Annotated in this window: 17 protein-coding genes; 5 read left to right on the forward strand and 12 right to left on the reverse strand. The window is 75.9% G+C overall.

Annotated features, from left to right (window positions below):
- Window positions 1-7: 7 nt before the first annotated feature.
- Window positions 8-1,294 carry an aspartate--tRNA(Asn) ligase gene (gene aspS, locus LQ51_RS22680; protein WP_046568884.1) on the reverse strand — a complete coding sequence of 429 codons (1,287 nt, stop codon included), beginning with the start codon at window positions 1,292-1,294 and terminating at the stop codon, window positions 8-10.
- Window positions 1,295-1,677: 383 nt separating this feature from the next.
- On the opposite strand from aspS, the gene lipA reads away from it, so the two are divergent.
- On the forward strand, window positions 1,678-2,724 hold the full coding sequence (gene lipA, locus LQ51_RS22685; RefSeq protein WP_197087878.1) for a lipoyl synthase: 1,047 nt from the start codon (window positions 1,678-1,680) through the stop codon (window positions 2,722-2,724).
- A 201-nt stretch (window positions 2,725-2,925) separates the two neighbouring features.
- Here the strand turns inward: lipA and LQ51_RS22690 are convergent, their stop codons facing one another.
- Entirely contained in the window at window positions 2,926-5,895 is a 2,970-nt protein-coding gene (locus tag LQ51_RS22690; protein WP_231605835.1) for a helix-turn-helix transcriptional regulator, read from the reverse strand.
- Window positions 5,896-6,302: 407 nt separating this feature from the next.
- The gene (locus LQ51_RS33500; RefSeq protein ID WP_197087879.1) at window positions 6,303-6,473 is read right to left on the reverse strand and encodes a hypothetical protein; all 171 of its coding nucleotides are present in this window, start codon (window positions 6,471-6,473) and stop codon (window positions 6,303-6,305) included.
- Window positions 6,474-6,686: 213 nt separating this feature from the next.
- On the opposite strand from LQ51_RS33500, the gene LQ51_RS22695 reads away from it, so the two are divergent.
- Entirely contained in the window at window positions 6,687-7,376 is a 690-nt protein-coding gene (locus LQ51_RS22695; protein ID WP_046568888.1) for a DUF4191 domain-containing protein, read from the forward strand.
- A 63-nt stretch (window positions 7,377-7,439) separates the two neighbouring features.
- Here LQ51_RS22695 and LQ51_RS22700 read toward each other — a convergent pair whose 3' ends face one another.
- Window positions 7,440-7,850, reverse strand: coding sequence for an RDD family protein (locus tag LQ51_RS22700; protein WP_046568891.1), 411 nt, complete (start codon window positions 7,848-7,850; stop codon window positions 7,440-7,442).
- Window positions 7,851-8,189: 339 nt separating this feature from the next.
- Here LQ51_RS22700 and glnA point away from each other — a divergent pair, with 339 nt between their 5' ends.
- Entirely contained in the window at window positions 8,190-9,614 is a 1,425-nt protein-coding gene (gene glnA / locus LQ51_RS22705) for a type I glutamate--ammonia ligase (protein WP_046568895.1), read from the forward strand.
- 182 nt (window positions 9,615-9,796) lie between these two features.
- Here the strand turns inward: glnA and mptB (LQ51_RS22710) are convergent, their stop codons facing one another.
- The 5 genes from mptB (LQ51_RS22710) to LQ51_RS22730 form a co-directional block, all read right to left on the reverse strand.
- Window positions 9,797-11,398 (reverse strand): polyprenol phosphomannose-dependent alpha 1,6 mannosyltransferase MptB, encoded by a 1,602-nt coding sequence (mptB, locus tag LQ51_RS22710; RefSeq protein ID WP_046568927.1) that lies wholly within the window; start codon window positions 11,396-11,398, stop codon window positions 9,797-9,799.
- A gap of 12 nt (window positions 11,399-11,410) precedes the next feature.
- Window positions 11,411-12,826 carry a polyprenol phosphomannose-dependent alpha 1,6 mannosyltransferase MptB gene (mptB, locus tag LQ51_RS22715; RefSeq protein WP_046568897.1) on the reverse strand — a complete coding sequence of 472 codons (1,416 nt, stop codon included), beginning with the start codon at window positions 12,824-12,826 and terminating at the stop codon, window positions 11,411-11,413.
- Between the two features lie 62 nt (window positions 12,827-12,888).
- Complete coding sequence (locus tag LQ51_RS22720; protein ID WP_231605836.1) at window positions 12,889-14,406, reverse strand: hypothetical protein; 1,518 nt, start codon at window positions 14,404-14,406, stop codon at window positions 12,889-12,891.
- Between the two features lie 127 nt (window positions 14,407-14,533).
- The gene (locus tag LQ51_RS22725) at window positions 14,534-17,644 is read right to left on the reverse strand and encodes a bifunctional [glutamine synthetase] adenylyltransferase/[glutamine synthetase]-adenylyl-L-tyrosine phosphorylase (RefSeq protein ID WP_046568900.1); all 3,111 of its coding nucleotides are present in this window, start codon (window positions 17,642-17,644) and stop codon (window positions 14,534-14,536) included.
- Window position 17,645: 1 nt separating this feature from the next.
- Window positions 17,646-18,413, reverse strand: a complete 768-nt coding sequence (locus tag LQ51_RS22730) for a type 1 glutamine amidotransferase (RefSeq protein ID WP_046568928.1) — start codon at window positions 18,411-18,413, stop codon at window positions 17,646-17,648.
- Window positions 18,414-18,489: 76 nt separating this feature from the next.
- On the opposite strand from LQ51_RS22730, the gene LQ51_RS22735 reads away from it, so the two are divergent.
- The gene (locus tag LQ51_RS22735; RefSeq protein WP_046568902.1) at window positions 18,490-19,419 is read left to right on the forward strand and encodes a S66 peptidase family protein; all 930 of its coding nucleotides are present in this window, start codon (window positions 18,490-18,492) and stop codon (window positions 19,417-19,419) included.
- Here LQ51_RS22735 and LQ51_RS22740 read toward each other — a convergent pair.
- On the reverse strand, window positions 19,400-20,314 hold the full coding sequence (locus LQ51_RS22740) for a Vgb family protein (RefSeq protein ID WP_046568903.1): 915 nt from the start codon (window positions 20,312-20,314) through the stop codon (window positions 19,400-19,402). The genes LQ51_RS22735 and LQ51_RS22740 overlap by 20 nt on opposite strands.
- 181 nt (window positions 20,315-20,495) lie before the next feature.
- Between LQ51_RS22740 and LQ51_RS22745 the strand changes: the two genes are divergently transcribed.
- Window positions 20,496-20,987 (forward strand): hypothetical protein, encoded by a 492-nt coding sequence (locus LQ51_RS22745; protein ID WP_046568906.1) that lies wholly within the window; start codon window positions 20,496-20,498, stop codon window positions 20,985-20,987.
- 73 nt (window positions 20,988-21,060) lie between these two features.
- On the opposite strand, the gene LQ51_RS22750 is transcribed toward LQ51_RS22745, so the two are convergent.
- Both LQ51_RS22750 and LQ51_RS22755 read right to left on the reverse strand, forming a co-directional pair.
- On the reverse strand, window positions 21,061-21,432 hold the full coding sequence (locus LQ51_RS22750) for a VOC family protein (protein WP_046568907.1): 372 nt from the start codon (window positions 21,430-21,432) through the stop codon (window positions 21,061-21,063).
- Between the two features lie 111 nt (window positions 21,433-21,543).
- Complete coding sequence (locus LQ51_RS22755) at window positions 21,544-22,236, reverse strand: helix-turn-helix transcriptional regulator (RefSeq protein ID WP_046568930.1); 693 nt, start codon at window positions 22,234-22,236, stop codon at window positions 21,544-21,546.
- Window positions 22,237-22,273: the final 37 nt, after the last annotated feature.

A 22,273-nucleotide genomic window follows, 5' to 3' on the forward strand; every position in this document is an offset into this window, starting at 1 on the left:
CCGGCGGTCAGGGCGTGAGCCGGTGCAGGTCCCGGGGGAAGGCGGTCACCTCCCGGACGTTGGCCGCGCCGGTCAGCCGGGCCACGAACCGTTCCAGCCCGATCGCGAAGCCGCCGTGCGGCGGCATGCCGTGCCGGAACGCGTCCACGTACCCGGCGTACGGCTCGACCGGCTCACCCCGGGCCGCCAGGGCGGCCAGGTAGTCCTCGTACCGGTGCAGTCGCTGCCCGCCGGTGACCAGCTCCAACCCCCGGAACAGCAGGTCGAAGCCGTTGGAGTGGCCCGGCCGGGCCGGGTCCGGGTGGGTGTAGAAGGGCCGCTTCGCCATCGGGTAGCCGGTGACGAAGAGGAAGTCGCTGCCGTGCTCGGCCCGCGCCCACTCCCCCAGCGCCCGCTCGTGGGCCGGGGCGAGGTCCGGCTCGTCGGCCGGCGCCCCGGCGATCGCCAACGCCTCGGTGAAGTGCACCGCGGGGATCTCGGCGGGCACCCCGGGCAGGGTCAGGCCCAGCGTGCCGAGCGCGGTGCCGGCCCGGTCCGCCACCGCCGCCAGCATTCCGGCGAGGACGTCCCGCAGCACCGCCATCACCTCCCGGTGGTCGGTGACGAAGCCCAGCTCGACGTCGAGCGAGGTGTACTGGGCCAGGTGCCGGACCGTGTCGTGCGGCTCGGCGCGGAACACCGGCCCCACCTCGTACACCCGCTCGAAGACGCCGACCATGAGCTGCTTGTAGAACTGCGGCGACTGGGCCAGGTACGCGGGCCGGCCGAACCAGTCCAGCGCGAAGACGTTCGCCCCGCTCTCGGTGGAGGTGGCGACCACCTTCGGGGTGTGGATCTCCACGAAGCCGCGTTCGTCCAGCGCGGCCCGGAAGCCGGCCACCGCCGCCGCCGAGATCCGCAGCGCCGCCGCCCGGGTGGGGTGGCGCAGCGCCGTCGGGGCGTGGTCGAGCTGGGTGGGCAGGGAGGCGGTGAGCGCCGGCCGGTACAGGTCGAACGGCGGCGGCACGGCGGGCGGCCCGAGCGGTCGTACCGTCGGGTCGACGACCTCGACCCCGGCGGGCGCGGTCGGGTTCGCGACCGCCGTGCCGGTGACCTCGACGACGCTCTCCTCGGGCAGCGCCTCGAGCGCGGCGCGCGCGGCGGGGTCGGTGACCACCACCTGGGCCAGGCCGGCGGCGTCCCGGACGATCAGGAAGGCCACCGACTTGAGCAGCCGGCGGCGGTGCGTCCAGCCGGCGATCCGGACGGGTCCGCCGACATGGTGGTTGAGCTGGGAAGACAGGATGCGTTGCATGGTGGCTACCTCCTTGATCAATCGCAACGCGATCCCCAGGGAGTGTGGGCGAGCGGGATCCTCGCGGTGCCACCACACCTTCGCCCCCGCTCCCGCGGGGGCCTCGTTCGACGCCTTTTCACCGGGGCCAGCCGGGCGGGTTCTACTGGGTGCGCCTGCTCGGCGGGCGTTTCCACCCCGCCCCGCACCGTTCTTCCCGCAGCTCGGGAGGGTCTTCGCGCGCCGGCGCCAGACCGCCTCTCAGCAACCGGCGGCTCTCTGCGCTGGCGGGTCGGCGCGCTACTCGGCTCCGTCGCAGCTCTGCCGGCCACGCTAACACCCGGAGCGGGCCGCTGTGACGGCCATTTTTCTCCACTGGTGTCCGGTGTCACAACATCTGGCGCGTGACGCCCGTCGCCCGAAGTCCATCGACGGCCACCGACCGGCGTACGCTCGGCGTTGTGACGATCGAGCACTCCGCGCCGACGACTGGGCAGGCCGCGCGCCCCGCAACCGTCGCCCCCGAGGGGCGGCGGATGCTGCGGATCGAGGCGCGCAACGCCGAGACGCCGATCGAGCGCAAGCCACCGTGGATCAAGGTCAAGGCCAAGATGGGCCCGGAGTACACCCAACTGCGCGGGCTGGTCTCGCGGGAAGGGCTGCACACCGTCTGCCAGGAGGCCGGCTGCCCCAACATCTACGAATGCTGGGAGGACCGGGAGGCCACCTTCCTCATCGGCGGCGACCAGTGCACCCGGCGCTGCGACTTCTGCCAGATCGACACCGGCAAGCCGGCCGATTTCGACGCCGACGAGCCGCGCCGGGTCGCCGAATCGGTCGCCGCGATGGGCCTGCGCTACGCCACCATCACCGGCGTGGCCCGCGACGACCTGCCCGACGGCGGCGCCTGGCTCTACGCCGAGACGGTCCGGCAGATCCACGCCCTCCAGTCCGGCTGCGGCGTCGAGCTGCTGATCCCCGACTTCAACGCGGTGCCCGAGCAGCTCGCCGAGGTCTTCGGCTCCCGACCCGAGGTGCTCGCGCACAACGTGGAGACCGTGCCGCGGATCTTCAAGCGGATCCGCCCGGCGTTCCGCTACGAGCGCTCGCTCGACGTGATCCGGCAGGCCCGCGCCGATGGCCTGGTCACCAAGAGCAACCTGATCCTCGGCATGGGCGAGGAGCGGGCCGAGGTCTCCCAGGCGCTGCGCGACCTGCACGAGGCCGGCTGCGAGCTGATCACCATCACCCAGTACCTGCGCCCCTCCCCCCGGCACCACCCGGTCACCCGCTGGGTCAAGCCGGAGGAGTTCGTCGAGCTGCGCGAGGAGGCCGAGGAGATCGGCTTCGCCGGCGTGATGAGCGGGCCGCTGGTCCGCTCCTCGTACCGGGCGGGCCGGCTCTACCAGCAGGCCCTGTCGGCCCGCGAGGCGGTCACCGCCGCCGGCTGAAGCGGTCCATCTGCCGCGTCACCCGTCGCCCCGGCCCGGTCCCCGGTCCGGGGCGATCGACGTGCCGACCGGCCCTGCCGCTGGTCCGGCCCGCTCGCGCGGCCACCGGCCACCGGCCACCGGCTGCCGGCTGGTCCGCACGCTCGCGCGGCCCGCGTGTGGGTCCGGCTGGCTGGCGCCGCTACCAGCCCACTGGCGCCGCTACCGGGCGTGCCGCCGGTCCGGCACGCTCGCCGGCGGCTCCAGCAGGCCGAGGCGGTGGGCCAGGGCGGCCGCCTCGACCCGGTTGCCCACGTCCAGCTTCGCGATGATCCGGGACACGTGCACGCTCGCCGTCTTCGGCGAGATGAACAGCTGCTCGGCGATGCGGCTGTTGCTGTGCCCCTCGGCGACCAGCCGCAGCACCTCCTGCTCCCGGCTGGTGAGCAGGTCCGGCCCCGGGCGGCCACCGCCGCGCAACCCGACCCGGCGGGCCAGGGTGGCGGCCTGCTCGGCCAGCGGGGTGGCACCGAGCCGCCCGGCGATCTCGGCGGCCTCGCGGACCGCCGCGGCGACCTCGTCCCGCTCCCCGAGCGTGGCGGCGGCCTCGGCCAGCCCGAGCAGCGCACGGCCCAGCGGGTACGGCGGCCCGGCTTCCCGCCACGCCGCCACCGCCACGCGCCACGCCGCCAGCACCCCGCCAGGTCCGGCGGGCCGCGCGCCCGCCGCGTCGGCGGCCGGGACCTGACCGCCGGCCCCGTCGATGCCGGCGAGGATCGCGGTGACCTGGGCGGCGTGCGCCTTCTCCGCCGGATAGCGGGCCGGCAGCGCGGCCGCCATCCTGGCCACCTCTGCGGCCAGCCCGGCGTCGCCGACCAGCGCGGCGGCCCGGGCGGCCGCGCTGAGCAGCGGCCAGCCCTCCCGGGGCAGGTCGAAGAGGCGCTCGTCGGCCAGGGCGGACCAGGCCGCCGACCCGGACTCCACCTTGTCACCGGCCGCGAGCGCGGCCTCGATCCGCAGCTCCCGCAACGGCAGCCGGAGGTTCGGCCACAGATAGGGGCGGGCCAGGAAGGCCAGCGCCCGGCCGACCAGCTCGTCGGCGGCGGGGTGCGCCCGGGCCAGCCGAAGCCCGGCCCGGAGCTGGAGCCAGTGCAGCCCGGACACGCCCGGGGGGTCGATCCGGGCCGCCTGCGCGCAGGCCTCGTCGGCCTCGTCCCAGCGGCCCAGCGCGATCAGCGCCTCGGCCCGGTTGGAGAGCAGGTACGCCCCGGTCGAGCGGCTGATCCCGACCCGGCGCGCCTCGGCGACCCCGCCCGCCGCCGCCTCCGCGGACTCGGCGTACGCGCCCAGCTCGTAGAGCACGTCAGAGAGGTGGACCAGGGCGCTGACCAGCGCCGGCGCGTTGCCGCTGGCGCGGGCCAGGGCCTCCGCCCGGCGCAGCTCGACCAGCCCCAGGTCCGGGGCGCGACCGGTGCGGCAGAGCATGGCGATCCGGGTGGCCAGCAGGGCCACGCCCTCACCGGCCGCCTCCGCGGCGGCCATCGCCTCGGCGGCCACCGAGCCGGCCTCACCTGGATCGATCTTCACGAGGTGCGTGGCGATGTCGGCGAGCAGCCGGACCCGTTCGGGGCCGTCCGGCGTGCCGGCGGCCAGCCGGTAGCCCTCGCGTACCTCTGCGGTGCCGTCGGTCTTGCCGAGCAGGGCGAGCAGCCGGCCGCGCTGGTAGAGCAGGCGGCCGGCGCGGAGCGGCTCGACGGCGGAATCCACCTCCGCGAGCGCGGCCCGGGTGAGGGTGAGCGCCCGGGTGTAGTCGCCGGCCGTGACCGCGGCGGCCAGGGTCTCCTCCAGCACCCGCAGGTGGTCCATGCCCAGCCGGTCGGCGGCGTCGGGCACCAGCTCCCAGAGTTCGAGGACCCGTTCCAGCAGTCGGCTCTGCTCGGCATAGGCGTACCGGTCGGCGGCCGCGCTGGCCGCGGTCCGGGCGGCGACCAGGGCGCGCGGGTGGTCGTGCGCGGCGTACCAGTGGTGGGCGATCTCGGCCGGGGCGCGGCCGGCGGCCACCAGGTGCGGCTGCGCCTCGATGGCGACGGCGTACCGGGCGTGCAGCCGGGCGTGCTCGCCGGGCAGCAGCTCGTCGTGGACCGCCTCGCGGACCAGGGCGTGCCGGAACTCGTAGTCCCCGTCCGGGTCGGCCACCACGAGCTGGCTGGCCACGGCGGCGCGCAGCGCGTCCTCCAGCTCCAGCTCGGGCAGGCCGGCCACCTCGGCGAGAAGCTGGTGGGCGAAACGGGTACCGCCGGCGGCGGCGATCCGCAGCACCCGCTGGGCCGGTTCGGGCAGCCGGTCCACCCGGGCCAGCAGCAGATCGCGCAGCGTCTCCGGGAGCGTGGCGCAGCCCACCGGGTCGCCCGCGGCGGCCAGCTCCTCGATGAAGAACGGGTTGCCCTGGGTACGTTCGTGCACGTCGTCGACGGCCCGGGGCGCCGGTTCGGCGCCGATCAGGTCGGCGAGGATCGCGGCCGTGCCGTCCCGGTCCAGCCGGCTCAGCTCGACCCGGTCCACGCCGCGCGCCCGGTCCAGCTCGGCCAGGAACGGGCGCAGCGGATGGCCGCGGTGCAGCTCGTCGGTCCGGTAGGTGCAGACCAGCAGCAGGCGGGCGGCCCGCGCGGCCCGGACCAGGAAGCCGATCAGGTCCCGGGTGGAACGGTCCGCCCAGTGCAGGTCCTCGATCACCAGCACCAGCGGGCGTTCCTCGGCGATCCGGCCGAACAGCTCGCAGACCAGGTCGAACAGGTAGCCCCGCGGGGTGTCCGAGGCGGGCAGCCCGGCGGGCACGGCCACCGCCGCCGGCACTCGGGCCAGCTCCGGGACCAGCCGGGCGAACTCCGCCTCGTACCCGGCGAAGGGCGCCGGGCCGTCGCGGCGCAGCACCTCCCGCAGCACGGCCGCGAACGGGGCGAACGGCAGGCCCGCCTCGCCGAGCTCGAGACACTGGCCGACCAGCATCCGAGCCCCGGCGGCCGCGACGTGGGCGCGGAACTCCTCCAGCAGCCGGGTCTTGCCGACGCCGGCCTCGCCGCCGACCAGCACGGTGACGGGCTCGCCGGCGCGGGCCCGGCCGAGCGCGGCGCGCAACTCGGCCAGCTCCTCCTGGCGGCCCACGAGGACGGTGCTGGCGGCGCGTACGGTCACGCCGTCGAGCATGCCACGGCCGGGCGGCGTACCGTCCCGGCCGACCGGCCGGTCTGCGGGACCGGCACCCGCCGGGCCGGCCGCCCCCGTGGCGGCCGGCCCGGTGGCGACCGGTCCCGTGGCAACCGGCCCGGTGGCGGCCGGCCCGGTGGCAACCGGCCCGGAGGTGGCTGGCCCCGTGGCGACCGGCCCGGTGGTGGCTGGCCCCGCGGAGCCGCGATCCGGACCGGCCGCGCCGAATCCGACCGGAGCGACCGGCCCGGCGGAGCCGCGACCCGCGCCGGTCGGGTGTGGTGCGGGATCCCGCTCGGCCGGGCCGGACGCGTCGCCGGAGGGCGGCGGCACCGGACCGGCCGGACGGGGTGTGCTTTCGCCCCGGCCGCCGGTGGGCGGCGCGGCGAGGGTGGTCACCGGCGGCCCTGGGCGGTACGCGCGGTGTCGTGGCGCCGGCTCAGCCAGCTGCGCTGGTGGCGGCGCGGCACCGACCGGGCGAGCCGGTCGCGGGCCGCGTCGGCCTGGAGCTCGGAGGCGTGGGTGCGGTGGATCGTGAGCATGAGCTCCGCGTCGTTGCCGAACATGTCGGTTCCCCTGTCGTGTCGTTCGTTCTCGCTGTCGACACTCACTTTCCGCGTGAAGGTGGCCCCGGGGCATGGGTCCACTGCCTGATCTTCGCCCGCTCCCCCTCCTTACCGGCGGGCCTGAGTGGGCCGCCAGCGGCGTAAGGTACTCAGCCCGCACGGAAGGCCGGCCACGGATCAACGGGTGGCGGGGCGACCACTAGACTCTGCGGCATGGCAAAGCCCCAGGAGAAGGTCTCGTTCGGCCAGCGGCTGAAGCAGATCGGGATGGTGTTCCAGTTCACCGCCAAGCAGGACCGGTGGTTCGCGCCGCTGACCGCGGCGGCGGTGCTGATCCCGCTGGCGCTCACCGTGGTCGCCGTGCTCCTGTGGGGTTGGATCTGGCTGCCGATCGGCATCCTGTTCATCCTGCTCGCGGTGCTGATCGTGCTCAACCTGCGGTCCAACAAGGCGATGATGAACGCCGCCGAGGGACAGCCCGGCGCGGCGGCGCAGATCATGGAGAGCATGCGGGGCGACTGGCGGGTCACCCCGGCGGTCAGCTCGACCACCCAGATGGACATGGTGCACCTGGTGATCGGCCGCCCCGGGGTGATCCTGCTCGCCGAGGGGAACCCGCAGCGGGTGCGCGGCCTGCTCGGCCAGGAGAAGCGCCGGCTCGCCAAGGTGATCGGCACCGCCCCGCTGCACGACTACGTGATCGGTCAGGGCGAGGGCGAGCTGCCGATCCGCAAGCTGCGGATGACCCTGATGCGGCTGCCCCGCAACCTCGCCCCGAAGGACGTCAACGCCCTCGACAAGCGGCTCAAGGCGCTCACCGCCCGCCCGCAGCTGCCCAAGGGCGCGATCCCCAAGAACATGCGGCCGCCGCGCGGCGCGTTCCGCCAGACCCGGGGTCGCTGACCCGAGGCGTACGCGACAAGGAGCCGGACCCGCGCGGGGCCGGCTCCTTGGTCGTCCGGTGGGTCAGCGGCGGGCCGGCCGGGGAGCGTCGACGATGACCGAGCCGGTGAGCCGGTCGTGCAGGCCCCGCCGGTGCTCGTCCATGATCAGGGCGGGGACGACCAGGGCCAGCAGCAGACCGCGCAGCAGCGCCCGGGCCAGGCCGATCCGCCCGCCGTCGGCCCAGGACAGGCAGCGGACCCGGGTGACGTACATGCCCGGGGTCTGGGCGAACAGGCCGAGGAAGAAGCCGTACTCCAGCACCAGCACCAGCACCGGGGCCCAGCCGTCCCGGACCGGGTCGGCGAAGAGGTTGGCGACCAGCAGGCAGAGCACCCAGTCGATGACGAGCGCACCGAAGCGGCGGCCCAGGCTCGGCGGGGTGAAGGTGGGGTCCGCGGCGGGTGGCACCGGCACGGCGGCGGTATCGGTCACAGCGGTCAAGGGTAGTCAGCCCGTTTCCCGGTACGGGCAGCACGGCGGCGCCGCGGGGCACCGGTCACCGCCGGGTGCGCCGGTCGCTGCCGGATGTGCCGGTCGCTGCCCGGCTCGGCCGGATCGCCGCCCAGCAAGAAAACGGACCATTGCCATCAATCAGCGGCACATCGGCACAGCGGGTATCGTCCGAACGGAGACTCCACGGCGACTGAGCGGCTCGGATGACGCTCCGCGAGGGACGTAACACGGCGGAAACAGAGGAGACACGGCCGGGCAACCGCACGGCCATAGCGTCGCCAGGAGCCAGCGACCGGAGTGGACCTGCCAGGAGGACGTGTGTTCGCCAACCCCGAGGAACTCCTGCGATACCTCAAGAACGAGGACGTGAAGTTCGTCGACGTACGTTTCTGTGACCTGCCCGGCGTGATGCAGCACTTCAACCTGCCGGTCGAGTCCTTCGACGACAGCGTCTTCACCGACGGCCTCGCGTTCGACGGTTCGTCGATCCGCGGCTTCCAGGCGATCCACGAGTCGGACATGCTCCTGCTCCCGGACGTCGCCACCGCCTTCATCGACCCGTTCCGCGCGCAGAAGACCCTCGCGCTCAACTTCTTCATCCACGACCCGTTCACCCGCGAGGCGTACTCGCGGGACCCGCGGAACGTGGCGAAGAAGGCCGAGGCGTTCCTGGCCGCGAGCGGCATCGCCGACACCGCGTACTTCGGCGCCGAGGCGGAGTTCTACATCTTCGACTCGATCCGCCACGAGACCTCCGCGCACCGGTCGTTCTACTACATCGACTCGATCGAGGGCGCGTGGAACTCCGGCCGCGAGGAGGAGGGCGGCAACCGCGGCTACAAGACCGCGTACAAGGGCGGCTACTTCCCGGTGCCGCCGGTGGACCACTACGCCGACCTGCGCGACAGCATGGTCCGTCGCCTGATCGAGGCCGGCTTCACCGTGGAGCGTTCGCACCACGAGGTCGGCACCGCCGGCCAGTCGGAGATCAACTACAAGTTCTCCACCCTGCTGCACTCCGCCGACCAGCTCCAGCTCTTCAAGTACCTGATCAAGAACGAGGCCTGGGCCGCCGGCAAGACCGCCACCTTCATGCCGAAGCCGCTCTTCGGCGACAACGGCTCCGGCATGCACACCCACCAGAGCCTCTGGCTCAACGGTGAGCCGCTGTTCTACGACGAGACCGGCTACGCCGGCCTCTCCGACACGGCCCGCTGGTACATCGGCGGCCTGCTGCACCACGCGCCGTCGCTGCTGGCCTTCACCAACCCGACGGTCAACTCGTACCGCCGGCTGGTGCCGGGCTTCGAGGCGCCGGTCAACCTGGTCTACTCGCAGCGCAACCGCTCCGCCTGCACCCGGATCCCGGTCACCGGCAACAACCCGAAGGCCAAGCGGGTCGAGTTCCGGGTGCCGGACCCGTCCAGCAACCCGTACCTCGCCTTCTCCGCCATGATGATGGCCGGCCTGGACGGCATCAAGAACAAGATCGAGCCGCCGGCGCCGATCGACAAGGACCTGTACGACCTGCCCCCGGAGGAGTGGGGCGACGTCAAGCAGGTGCCGGGCTCGCTGCCCGCCGTGCTCGACGCCCTCGAAGCCGACCACGACTACCTGCTCGACGGCGGCGTCTTCACGCCGGACCTGATCTCCACCTGGGTGTCCTGGAAGCGGACCAACGAGGTCGACCCGGTACGCCTGCGCCCGACCCCGCACGAGTTCGCAATGTACTTCGACTGCTGATCCGCCAGGCGACACACACCACAGCAGCGGCCGGGCCGGCTCCGCGACAGCGGGGCCGGCCCGGCCGTCTTCGGTGCACACCGGCCCGCGGCTGGCCCTCGACCTCTATTGATCGACTCCGGTTGCCGCGAATCGGGGTCTCGCCGCGGTTTGAGACCACAGCATGCCGCAACCCGAGTCGATCAAGGCAGCCCGGACTGGCGGGCGGGGCGGGGCCGGGCGGCGCGGATGGCCGCGGCGGCCACCGCCAGGACCAGGGCCGTCATCGCGATCGCGCCCGGTGCCTTGGTGAACCGGGCCAGGTTCGTGCCGTCGGGGAGGACGAGCAGCCCGGCCAGCGCGCAGGGCGCCACGAACCAGGCCGTCCGGGCCGGCGACCGGGTCGCCGCGGCGAGCAGCGCGAGGGGCCAGACCGCGTACCAGGGGTGGAAGACCGGGGCGAGCAGGACCGTGGCGGCCAGTGCCAGGCCCGCCCCGAGCAGCGCCACCCGGGGCGCGGCCACGGCCGGCTGCGCAGCCGACAGCGGCATCGGTGCGGGCACCGGCTTCAGGGCTGACGCCGGCTCCCGGGCGGCGCCCGGTCCGCGCAGCACCGTCCACGCCCACCACCAGAGCGCCACCAGCAGCACGGCGAGCAGGGCCAGCGCGACCAGCCGGGCCGCCGGCACGGCGTCGGGCTCCCGGCCGAACAGGCCGCCCGCATAGTCGACGACGAACCCCACGGCGGTCGGCGGGGAGGTCCACTGCTGCGAGTCGCCGCTGCGCGCCAGCCCGCCCAGCCAGCCCAGGCCCAGCCCGGCGGCCAGCGAGGTGGCCAGCAGCGCGGCCAGCGCTCCGCCGGCGAGCCCGGCGCCGGCGCCCAGCAGGGCCCGTACCCGGGCGGCCGGCACCGCGCCAGCGAGCCCGGCAGCGCCGGGTCGCGGGGAGCGGCCGGGCGCCGCGACCAGCGCGGCGAACGGCAGCACCACCACGGCGACCGCCTTCACCGCCACCGCGAGGCCCAGCAGCAACCCGGCGAGCAGCAGCACGCCCGGCCGGCCCGGCCGGCGGAGGAGCACCAGCAGCCCGCACAGGACCAGCCCGAGCGCGAGGGCGTCGTTGTGCGCGCCGGCCACCAGGTGCACCCCGACCAGCGGGCAGGCCAGCACCAGCCACGCCGCCCGCCGGGCCGGCACGCCGGCGGCGCGGGCCAGGCCGGGCAGGCAGAGCGCGGTCAGCAGCACCCCGGCCACCGCGACCACCCGCAGCGCCACCAGCGCACCGACTAGGCCGCCGCTGGCCAGCACGGCCAGGCCGGCCAGCAGCACGAAGAGCGGCCCGTACGGGGCGGGGGTGTCCCGCCAGATCGGGGGCACCGCGTCGGTCCACGGGCAGCCGGCCGCGGCCACCCCGACGCGGTAGGGATCTGCGCCGTGCGTCCAGGACCAGCCCTGGCAGGCGTACGAGTAGACGTCCCGGCTGCCCAGCGGCGGCGCGGCCAGCAGCGGCAGCAGCCACAGCCCGGCGGTCAGGTACGCCCACCGGGCCGACGGGGCGCCCCAGCGCAGCGACCACCAGGCGCCGACCAGCAGCACCGTGCCGGCCAGCCAGCAGGCCAGGACCAGGGGCCCGTGCGGGGCGCGCCAGAGGTCGGCGAGGCGGGTGACCGGCGGGGTGTCGGGCAGCGCGCCGCCCAGCCAGCCGGCGACGGTCAGCAGCACCGCGCCGAGCAGCCCGGCGTACCGGGCGAGCGCGGCGGCGACCGGCCGGACCGGGCCGTCGGCAGGGGTGCCCGGCTCGCTCACCGGCACCCCTCCTCAGTCGGCTGCCGCCTGCGCGGGGACCGCCTTCCGGGCCGCCCGAGCCGACCGTACCAACCGGACGGTGACCACGATCACCAACAGCGTCATCAAGGGCGCGCCGGGCATCTTGGTCCACCGGGGCAGGCCGAGCCCGTCCGGCAGGATCAGGAAGCAGCCGACGAGCGCGACCACCAGGTACCACTTCTCCCGCACCGCGGCGGTCGCGGCGAGCACGGCCAGCGGCCAGGTCCAGTACCAGGGGTGCACCACCGGGGAGAGCGCCACGGTCAGCGCCAGCGCCAGCCCCGCGTGATAGAACGGGTCCCGGTGCCGGGCGCGCCACCAGAGCCAGACCAGCAGCACGGCGAGCAGCACCACGGCGATCCCTCGGGTCACCGGGAGAGCGTCGATGTGCGCGCCGGACGGCACCGCGAGGTAGCCGATGGTCTGCCCGACCGCCGTGGGCGGGGACGTCCAGGCCACCGCCACCCCGCCCTGGGACAGACCGCCGACCCAGCCGAAGTCTAGGCCGCCGCCGAAGGTGACCGCGACCACGACCGCCACGGCGCCGCCGACCACCCACCCGCCGTCGCGCACCAGGGTCCGGATCCGGTACGGCCCGACCATCGCGGCCAGCGCGGCGAACGGCACCACGACCAGCGCGGTCACCTTGATCGCCACGGCCACGCCGAGCAGCGCTCCCGCGGCCAGCAGCGGTCCCGGGCGGCCCGGTCGGGACGCCACCAGGGCCAGCCCGGCGACCAACGCCCCGACCATCAGGGCGTCGTTGTGCGGGCCGCCGATCAGGTGCATGGCGACCAGCGGGCAGGCCAGCGCCAGCCACACCGCCCGCCCGGCGGGCACCCCGCGACGCCGGGCGAGCACCGGCACGGCGTACCCGATGAGCGCCACGCCGGCCAGGCTGAGCAGGCGGAACAGCACGATGCTCGCGGTCAGCGAGCCGGTCGCCTTGACCACCGCCCCGGCGATCAGCACGAAGAGCGGCCCGTACGGGGCCGGCGTGTCCCGCCAGATGAACGAGACGGTGTCCAGCCACGGGCAGGGCAGCGCGGAGACGCCCTGCTCGTACGGGCTGATCCCGCCCGCGTAGCTGGCGCCCTGGCAGGCGTACGCGTAGACGTCCCGGCTGCCGAACGGCGGCGCGATCAGCATCGGCAGCAGCCAGAGCCCGGCGGTGACCAGCGCCCAGCGCACCGACGGCACCCCGTCCCGCAGCGACCACCAGGCCCACGCCAGCAGCGCGGTGCCGACCAGCCAGGCGGCGACGATCAGTGGCCCGTTCGGGCCCTGCCAGATGCCGACCGGGGTGGGGCGCAGGTTCGCGTGCGGGAACGCGCCGCCGAGGAAGGCGGACAGGGCGAGCAGCGCCGAACCGGCCAGGCCGGTCCAGCGCGAGACGTGGTGAGGCACCCCGCCATGCTGCCAGCCCGGCCGGCCGGGACCGACGCTGGGCACCGGGCCGGGGCGCGGGTTCAGCAGTGCCCCCGCGGCGTCAGGCTGCTGGCGACGGTGAACTCGCCGGGGGTACGCACCCGCACCGCGGTCCAGCCGTCCGGCCCGGGCCGCAGGCAGCCGTCGCCGCCGGCGAGGGTCAGCCAGCGGGACCAGCGGACCCGGACCGGCACGTCACCGGCCCGGTCCGCGGTGAAGCGCACCCGGGCCTGGTCGGCGGCGACCAGCCGGCCCGGCGCACCGACCAGCGGCGTCGGGTCGACCACGGCGTACAGCCGCCAGTGCGGGTCGCGCCACACCTCCCGCAGGTACGGCTGGCCCGCTTCGATCAGGTCGGCCTCGGCGCGTCCCCACCGGTCCGGCGGGGCGTCGGGGGCGACCGCCACGTACTGGACGGCCTCCCGGCGCAGCCAGTCCGCGTACCCGTCGGGGGTCAGCGGGTCGGCGTAGAAGATCCCGTTGCGGTCGGTGTCCACCTGCCGTTCCCAGCCCCGGGCCAGCGGCACGGTCGGCGGCAGGTACGCCGACTCCCAGTGGTCGCGCAGCGGCACCACCTCGACCCGGCCGACCGGCTGCCGCCGGGCCAGCTCGTCGGCGAGCGGGCGGTGGAACGCGGGGTCGCTCTCCGCCGCGCCCGCCCGGGTCACGTCGCTGACCATCACCGGGTTCTGCCACCAGACGGTCGCGGCGAGCAGCGCGGCCAACCACGGGCCGGGCAGCGGGGCGTAGCCGGCGAGGACGGGCAGCGCGAAGAGCATCGGCAGCCGCAGCGCGTTGGAGCCGACCGGGCTGGGCAGGTAGAAGGCGGCGACCAACAGCAGCACGGTGAGCGCCGCGCCGATCCGCAGCACCCGGCGGCGCCGGGGCAGCACGGCGAAGACCAGCACGGCCAGCGCCACGTTGATCCGCATCGACTCGGCCGAGTACGGCTGGCTGCCGCCGTTGCCGAACAGCACGGCCATCGGGGCGAGCGCGAGCGCCGGCGCGAGGCAGAGCACCAGGCTCTCGGCCAGCGGACGGTCCGCCCGCCAGCCGCCCGGCAACGGCCGGCCCGGGCCGTCGCCGCGGCGCAGCCCGGCCAGCAGCAGCGCCGCGCCGGCCACGCCGGTGAACAGCCCGGCCACCGGGCTGGCCCAGGTGGCGGAGGCGGCGAGCGCGGCGGCCAGGACCAGGCGCGCGGGCCGCCCCGGCCGGTCGGCGCTCACCGCGGCGAGCGCGACCAGCCCGAAGGCCAGGCCGACGGCGAAGGTGATCCGGCCGCTGGCCAGGTTGCCGACCAGCACCACCGCGCCGAGCACCCCGGCCAGCACCGGCCGGCGGGCCCGGTGCCGGGCGAAGAGCCAGCCCAGCGCCGCGGCGCCGAGCACCGCGGCGAGGACGCCCAGCGGCCGTACCCCGAGCGCGGCGCCCAGCCGGGCGGTGAAGAGGCTGTAGCCGTACTGGTTGACCCCGCCGTACCAGCCGAGGTCGATCGGGGCCGCGCCGTGCCGGTCGACGAAGCCGGCCCGGGCGACCTGGGCGGCCAGGTCGGTGCCCATCGGCGGGGCGAGCAGGAACGCCACGCCGAGCAGCAGCGCGACGCCGGCCGCCAGCACGCCGGGCCACCCGACCAACCGGGGACCGCCGCGGGGCGGGCGGCGATCGGACGGGACCTGGCCGGGCGCCTCAGGCACCGAGGACCCGCTCCATGGCCGCCCGGGAGCGGCGGCCGGTCCGCAGGTAGTCGTCCAGGAACTCGCCCGGGTCGTCCCGGCCGAGCAGGCGGACCACGCCGGCCAGCTCCACCCCGTGCCGGGGCAGTTGGTCGCCGGCCCGGCCGCGGACCAGCATCAGCGCGTTGCGTACCTGCGCGGCGAGCGTCCAGCCGGCGGCCATCGCGGCGGCGTCGTCCGGGTCGACCAGGCCGGCGTCCCGGGCGGCGGCGAGGGCGTCGAGGGTACGCGTGCCGCGCAGCTCCGGGTGCCGGCCGGCGTGCCGGAGCTGGAGCAGCTGCACCGCCCACTCGACGTCGGCGAGCGCGCCCCGGCCCAGCTTGGTGTGGGTGGCCGGGTCGGCGCCCCGGGGCAGCCGCTCGGTCTCCACCCGGGCCTTGATCCGGCGGATCTCCACCACCTGCTCGCGGGTCAGCCCGTCGGCCGGGTAGCGCACCCGGTCGGCCATCGCCTCGAACTCGGCGCCCAGGTCGGCGTCTCCGCAGACGAACCGGGCCCGCAGCAGCGCCTGCGCCTCCCACACCTTCGACCAGCGGGCGTAGTACTGCGCGTACGCGGCGAGGCTGCGCACCAGCGGGCCCTGCCGGCCCTCCGGGCGCAGGTCGGCGTCGACGCCGAGCGGCGGGTCGGGGGCCGGTGCGGAGAGCAGCCGGCGCAGCTCCTCGGCGACGGCGTGGGCGGCGGCGCTGGCCGCGCTCTCCTCGCCGCCCGGCGGCGGGTCGTAGACGAAGAGCACGTCGGCGTCGGAGAGGTAGTTCGACTCGTACCCGCCGAGCCGGCCCATGCCGATCACGGCGAAGCGGAGGCCCGGCGGCACCGGTTGGGTGGCCCGGGCGGTGCGCAGCGCGGCGGCGAGGGTGGCGTCCGCGACGTCGGAGAGGGCGGTGCCGACCGCGCCGATGTCGGCCAGCGTCGGGATCCGGGGGGCGCCGTCGGCGGAGCGGGGGGTGAGCGGGGCGAGCGCGCCGGCCCGGCTGAGCACGTCGGCGCAGGCCAGCCGGACCAGTTCGCGGCGGCGCAGGGCGCGGATCGCCCGGGTCGCCTCGACCGGGTCGTCGTGCCGGGCCGCCGCCGCGGTGAAGCCCTCGCAGAGCACCTCGCGGGGGCGCGGGGTCAGCTCGCTCTCCTCGGCCAGCAGGCGCAGCGCCTCCGGCTCGCGGGACAGCAGGTCGGCCGCGTACCGGGAGGAGGAGAGCACCCGGGCCAGCCGGCGGGCCACCGGCCCGGAGTCCCGCAGCAGCCGCAGGTACCAGGGGGTGCTGCCGAGCTTGTCGGAGACCTGCCGGTAGTTGAGCAGCCCCCGGTCCGGCTCCGGCGCGTCGGCGAACTCGCTGAGCAGCACCGGCAGCAGGGTGCGCTGGATGGCCGCGGTCCGGCTCACCCCGCCGGTGAGGGCCTGCAGGTGGCGCAGCGCGCCGGCCGGGTCGGCGAAGCCGAGGATCTCCAGCCGGTGCCGGGCCGCCTCCGGGGTGAGCCGCAGCCCTTCGGCCGGCACCCGGGCCACCGACTCCAGCAGCGGCCGGTAGAGCAGCTTGGCGTGCAGTCGGCGTACCTCGGTGGCGTGGGTGACCCACTCGGCGCGGAACTCCTCGACGGCGCTGCGGCCCGGGCTGGCCTGGTAGCCGAGCGCGGCGGCCAGCCAGCGCAGCGCGGCCGGCTCGGTCGGCACGGTGTGGGTCCGGCGCAGGGCCTGAAGCTGGAGGCGGTGCTCGACGCCGCGCAGGAAGCGGTAGCCGCGCAGCAGCGCCTCGCCGTCGGCGCGACCGACGTAGCCGCCGGTGACCAGGGCGCGCAGCGCCGGAATGGTGCCGGGCGCCCGCAGCGACTCGTCGGCCCGGCCGTGCACGAGCTGGAGCAGCTGGACGGCGAACTCGATGTCGCGCAGCCCGCCGGGACCGCGCTTGATCTCGCGTTCCAGCTCCTTGGGCGGGATGTTGTCGATGATCTTTCGACGCATGGCGCGGACGTCCTCGACCGCCTCCGGGCGTTCGGCGGCGGTCCACACCAGCGGGGCGAGCTGCTCGATCCACTCCCCGGCCAGCGCCAGGTCGCCGGCCGCCGGGCGGGCCTTGAGCAGCGCCTGGAACTCCCAGGTCCGGGCCCAGCGCCGGTAGTAGGCGAGGTGGCTGGCGAGGGTACGCACCAGCGGCCCGCGGCTGCCCTCCGGCCGCAACGCGGCGTCGACCGGCCAGGCGACCAGCCCGCACACGTGGATCAGCCGGGTGGCCACCTGGGTGGCGGCGGCCAGGTCGTCGTCGGTGGCGGCGACGAAGATGACGTCCACGTCCGAGACGTAGTTGAGCTCGTGGCCGCCGCACTTGCCCATCGCCACCACGCCGAGCCGGGGGCGGGCGGTCCCCTCCGGCAGCTCGGCCACGGCGATGTCGAACGCGGCGGCCAGGGTGGCGTCCGCAAGCCGGGACAGCGCCGCCATCGTCTGCTCCAGGCCGCGCCCGCCGGTCAGGTCGGCCGCCGCGATCCGCAGCAGCGCCAGCCGGTACGCCTGCCGCAGCACCGGCACCGGCTGCGACCCGGCGCTGAACCCGGCGGCGGCCAGGTCGAGCCGGCCGTCGGCGGCCGGGGCGAGCCCGTCCGGGTCGGTGGCCAGCACCAGCCACTGGCCCGGGTTGGCGACCAGGTGATCGCCGAGCGCCGAGGAGGCGCCGAGCACCGCGACCAGGCGCCGGCACAGCCCCGGGTCCGCGTGCAGGGCGTCGAGCAGGGGTGACCGGCCCGGTGCCGATCCGGCACTGCCCGCCGCCGGCGCGGCGGCGGCGGCCGGCGCGTTGGCGGCCGGCGCGTTGGCGGCCGGCGCGGCGGCGGGCGTACCGGCGGCCCGGCGTTCGGCCTCGACGAGGCGGTGCAGCTGGCGCAGGGCCAGATCGGGGTCGGCGGCGCGGGACAGCGCGGTGAGCAGCCCGGCGGCCCGCTCGTCGGCCGGCTCCTGCTCCTCGACCCGCCACAGCCCCAGCCCGTCCGGGCCGAGCAGGTCGGCGGCGCGCACCCCGGCGTCGCCCTCGGCGAAGCCGTAGCGGGCGAGCCGGCCCCTGGTCGGTCGGGTCATCTCAGTGCCCGAGCAGCGGCAGGCTGCGCCGGAGGCTGTCGTCGGTCAGCTCGCCGGTGGCCAGGGCGGCGAACCGGACCGCGAACGGCTGCCAGACCTCCTCCACGTCGGCCATCACCCGGTCACAGGCGGCCACCACCAGCTCCGGGTCGTAGCCCAGCTCGGCCAGGAGCGTCGAGTCGCGGGCCCAGTCGGCGATCATCGCGGTGTCGCACTCGATGTGGAACTGCAGCCCCCAGGCCCGGTCGCCGAGGCGGAACGCCTGGTGCGGGTAGCGGGTGGAGGCGGCCAGCAGGGTGGCGCCGTGCGGCAGCTCGGTGATCTCGTCGGAGTGCCACTGGAGCACGTCCGGCATCAGCGGCACGTACCGGAAGAGGGGATCCTGCTCGGCGGCGTCGCGCCGGCCCACCACGGCCGGGCCGACCTCGGGCCCGGACGGGCTGCGCTCGACCTGGCCGGCGTGCGCGCTGGCCAGCAGCTGCCCGCCCAGACAGACGCCGAGGGTGGGAACCCGCTGGCGGACCGCCTTGCGCAGCAGGCCCTCCAGGGCGGGGAACCAGGGCGCCCCCGGGCTGCCGTCCGGCCGCGGGTAGGCCTGCTGCTCACCGCCGAGCACCACCAGCGCGGCGTAGCCGTCCAGGTCGCCGGGGAGCTCGTCGCCGGCGTGCGGGCGCAGCACCCACAGGTCCAGGCCCCCCTCGGTGAGCCAGTCCCCCAGGCGGCGGAGGTCGTCGGTCGGGTCGTTCTCGATCACCAGCGCGGTTGCCACGGCACCGAGGCTATCCGGTACGGCCGACGCCGCCCGGTCCGGCTCGGCGCGGCGGGCGCCCACTAGGCTCCGGCAGGTGCCCACCGACGACTGCCTGCGCCCACCGGTCCTGCGTCCCGGTGACCCGGTGATGCTGGTGTCGCCCTCCGGCCCCACCCGGCCCGAGCGGGTGGCCCGCGGCATCGAGCTGCTGACCGGCTGGGGGTTGCGGCCGGTGCTGGCCCGCCACGCGTACGCCCGGCAGGGCTACCTGGCCGGCGGGGACGAGCTGCGCGCCGCCGACCTGAACGCCGCCTTCGCCGACCCCGAGGTGCGCGGGGTGATCTGCACCCGCGGCGGGTACGGCGCGCAGCGGGTGGTCGACCTGATCGACATGGCCGCGGTCCGCCGCGACCCCAAGGTGGTGGCCGGCTTCTCCGACATCACCGCCCTGCAGTTCGCGCTCTGGCGGGGCGCCCGGCTGGCGAGCGTGCACGGCCCCGGGGCCGCCTGGCTGGACGAACGCACCCCGCTCAGCTCGGCCGAGTCGCTGCACGCCGCGCTGATGACCACCGAACCGGTGACCGTGGCGGCGGCGCGGGACGAGGAGACGTACGCCGTGCGGGTGCCCGGCCGGGCGACCGGCCCGCTCCTCGGCGGCAACCTCTGCCTGATCACCGCGTCGATCGGCACCCCGGACATGCCGGACCTGACCGGGGCGGTGCTGTTGATCGAGGAGGTGCAGGAGCCGCCGTACAAGGTCGACCGGATGCTCACCCACCTGCGCCGCTGCGGTGCCCTGGACGGCCTGGCCGGGGTGGCCGTGGGCCAGTTCACCGAGTGCGCCGACGGCTGGGACACCACGGTCGTCGACGTGCTCGCCGACCGGCTGGGTGATCTCGGCGTCCCGGTGCTCGGCGGCCTGCCGATCGGCCACGGCGTGGGGCAGCTCACCGTCCCCGTGGGCACCGAGGCCACCCTCGACGCCGACGCCGGCATCCTCACGGTCACTCCCGCCGTCGCCTGACCCCGGCCGGGTCGGGGGTGAGGTGGGCTGCCGCGCCGGTTTCCAGGGCGATCCAGACGCTGTGGTCGGGGGCCACGGTGAGGCCGTGCGGCTCCGAGTGGGGGGTGGGCAGGTCGTGGGCGGTGATCCGGCCGGACGCGTCGACGTGGCCGATCCGGTTGGCGCCCCACTCGGTGAACCAGCAGCCGCCGGCCGGGTCGGCCACGATGGCGTGCGGCCGGGCGGCCCGGTCCGGCAACGGGATCTCACTGATCGAGCCGTCCGGGGTGATCCGGCCGAGCTGACCGGCGGCGATCTCCACGAACCAGAGCGCCCCGTCCCCGCCGAGGGTGATGCCGACCGGCCCGGCCGCCCCGGTCGGCAGCGGATGCAGGGTCACCTGGCCGTCCACGGCCACCCGGGCGATCGCGTTCGCCTGGTTGAGGGTGAGCCAGAGCGCCCCGTCCGGGCCGGCGGCCAGCATCGACGGGAAACCCTTGGCGACCGGCAGCGGGAACGTGCTGACCGCGCCGTCGACGGTGACCCGGCCGACGGTGTCATCGCCCATCCCGGCGTACCAGAGGGCGTCGTCCGGGCCGACCGCGAGGCCGCACGGGGCGGTCCCGGCCGGCAGCGCGACGGAGCTGGTCGCACCGTCGACGGTGATCCGGCCGAGGTGATCGTCGCCGGAGCGGGTGTACCAGAGCGCGCCGTCCGGACCGGTGGTGATGATCAGCGGCCGGCTCTCCGCCGGGTCGTCGCGGTACGTCCGCACCGTCCCGTCGGCGTCGAGCCGGACGACCCCGCCGGAGCCGGCCAGCGTGAGCCAGCAGGCCCCGTCCGGGCCGATGGTGATCCCGTACGGCCCGGAGCCCGCGCCGGTCAGCGGGATCTCCCGGATACGCGGGGACGTCATGGCGGGCCGCCTTTCCTCGTCGGACCGCCCACCCTGCCGGGCGGCCACCACCCTCGCAACTGCTTTGTCCGGGTTTCCGGGCCGGATTTTCAGCGGGTTCATAGGGTCGCGATGGGGTTTCCCCAGGTTCGCCGGTCACTGTCGGTGACGTCATCGCACCACCACGGGACAGGAGAACCGCATGATCCGCAGGCTGTCGAAGAAGCACCTGCTGGCCGGCCTGGCCACCGCCGGCGTGCTCGGCGTCGGGATCGCCGCCCCGACGGTGGCGCTCGCCGGCGACAAGAACCCCAGCCCGTCGCCGAGCGCCAGCACGAGCACCGACCGGGGCGGCGACCGTCAGCAGGAGTTCGCCGAGGCCCTCGCCAAGGAGCTGGGCGTGTCGACCGACAAGGTCACCGCGGCGCTGGAGAAGCTGCGCGAGCAGCGCCAGGCCGACCGGCCGCAGCGGCCGTCCGCCGAGGACCGCCAGGAGCGGCTGAAGGACCGGCAGGAGCAGCTGAAGGAGCGGCTGGACCAGGCCGTCAAGGACGGCAAGCTCACCCAGGAGCAGGCCGACGCGGTGCTGAAGGCCGTCGAGGCCGGCGTCTTCCCGGGCCCGGGCGGGGGCCACGGCCCCGGCGACCGTCCCGGCCACGGCCCCCGGGGCTGGTCCGGCACCGGCGACAAGTGACCCGGGTGGCCCCGCCCCCTCCGCACCGGCCGACCTCCCTCCCGGCCGGCCCCGGCGGGGCCACCCCGACCGCTCACCCCGCGGGCGGCGGGGTGAAGACGCCGATCCGGTTGCCCGACGGGTCGAGCAGGTGGGCGAGGGTGAGCCCGCTCGGCGCGGTCCGCAGCGGCAGCAGCACCTTGCCGCCGGCCGCCTCGGCCCGCCGGCAGCTCTCCGCCACGTCCGCCACCTCGGCGTAGAAGATCGCGTAGTTCGGCGCGGTCCCGTCGAGGCCCCGGATCGCCCCACCGATCCCCCGCTCCCCGCCGCCCGTCGTCTGCCGGTACGACCCCTGCGGGCCGCCCTGCTCCTCGAACGTCCAGCCGAACAGCTCGGCGTAGAAGCCCTGGACCTCGTCGGGGCGGTCGGAACCGATCTCGAACCAGGTCACCGGAATGCTGGACATGCTGCCTCCTCGTGGTCGCGCCGGCCGGTCGGCCGGCGCCGTCAGGAGTCAGCCTCCAGGGCCGCCGCGACAGCGTCCTGTCGGTGTTTCCGGCTCAACCGCTGTCGGGTTTCAGACCAGGCTCAGCGGACGCAGCCGGTCCCGCGGGATGTCGATGTCCTCGGGGCGCAGCTCCCGGGTGACCGGCTCGGCCAGCGGGCGCACCGAGACGATCCGGTCGGTGCGGAAGCAGCGCACCCCGTCGCGCAGCCGGCACCAGGCCACCAGGTACCAGTGGGTCGGGTTGCCCAGGTAGGCCAGCGGCTCCACGTCGCGCAGCGAGTCCGTGCCGCCCCGGTCCGCGTACCGCAGCCGCAGCACCCGCCCGGCGGCGACCGCGTCGGCGACGGCGGCCGGGACGGGACCGGCCGGCCCGCGGTCGATCAGGTGCACCCGGCCGGCGAGCCGGTGCGCCTCGGCCACGTCGGCCGGCGGCATCACCGCCACCAGCTTGCGCAGCGCCGCGCCGGCGGCCGGGGCGAACGGGGTGCCGGCGAGGCGGTGCAGCGCCACGGCCATCGCCACCGCCTCACCCGGGCTCAGGTTGACCGGCGGCAGGGTGCGCGACCGGTCGACCACGTAGCCGCCGGTGCGCCCCGGCTCGGCCCAGATCGGCACCCCGGCCTGCTGGAGCGCGGTGATGTCCCGCTCGACCGTGCGGGTGCTGACCTCGAAGCGCTGCGCCAGCCAGCGGGCGCTGCGCGGGCGGGGCGACACCGCGCGCAGCTCCTCCACCAGGGCGTAGAGACGGTCCGTCCGGTTCACCCCCCGCACGCTATGCCCGGGGTACGACAGCGCGCGG

Source organism: Micromonospora sp. HK10 (assembly GCF_000982955.1).
GTDB lineage: Bacteria > Actinomycetota > Actinomycetes > Mycobacteriales > Micromonosporaceae > Micromonospora.

Excerpts from the sequence above, each read along its gene's own strand:
- LQ51_RS22720 (WP_231605836.1), bottom strand. The coding sequence starts at position 14,406 with ATGGGCACCGACCTGGCCGCCCAGGTCGCCCGGGCCGGCTTCGTCGAC.
- LQ51_RS33500 (WP_197087879.1), bottom strand. The coding sequence starts at position 6,473 with ATGTTCGGCAACGACGCGGAGCTCATGCTCACGATCCACCGCACCCAC.
- LQ51_RS22740 (WP_046568903.1), bottom strand. The coding sequence starts at position 20,314 with ATGACGTCCCCGCGTATCCGGGAGATCCCGCTGACCGGCGCGGGCTCC.
- LQ51_RS22750 (WP_046568907.1), bottom strand. The coding sequence starts at position 21,432 with ATGTCCAGCATTCCGGTGACCTGGTTCGAGATCGGTTCCGACCGCCCC.
- LQ51_RS22725 (WP_046568900.1), bottom strand. The coding sequence starts at position 17,644 with ATGACCCGACCGACCAGGGGCCGGCTCGCCCGCTACGGCTTCGCCGAG.
- LQ51_RS22695 (WP_046568888.1), top strand. The coding sequence starts at position 6,687 with ATGGCAAAGCCCCAGGAGAAGGTCTCGTTCGGCCAGCGGCTGAAGCAG.
- aspS (WP_046568884.1), bottom strand. The coding sequence starts at position 1,294 with ATGCAACGCATCCTGTCTTCCCAGCTCAACCACCATGTCGGCGGACCC.
- LQ51_RS22745 (WP_046568906.1), top strand. The coding sequence starts at position 20,496 with ATGATCCGCAGGCTGTCGAAGAAGCACCTGCTGGCCGGCCTGGCCACC.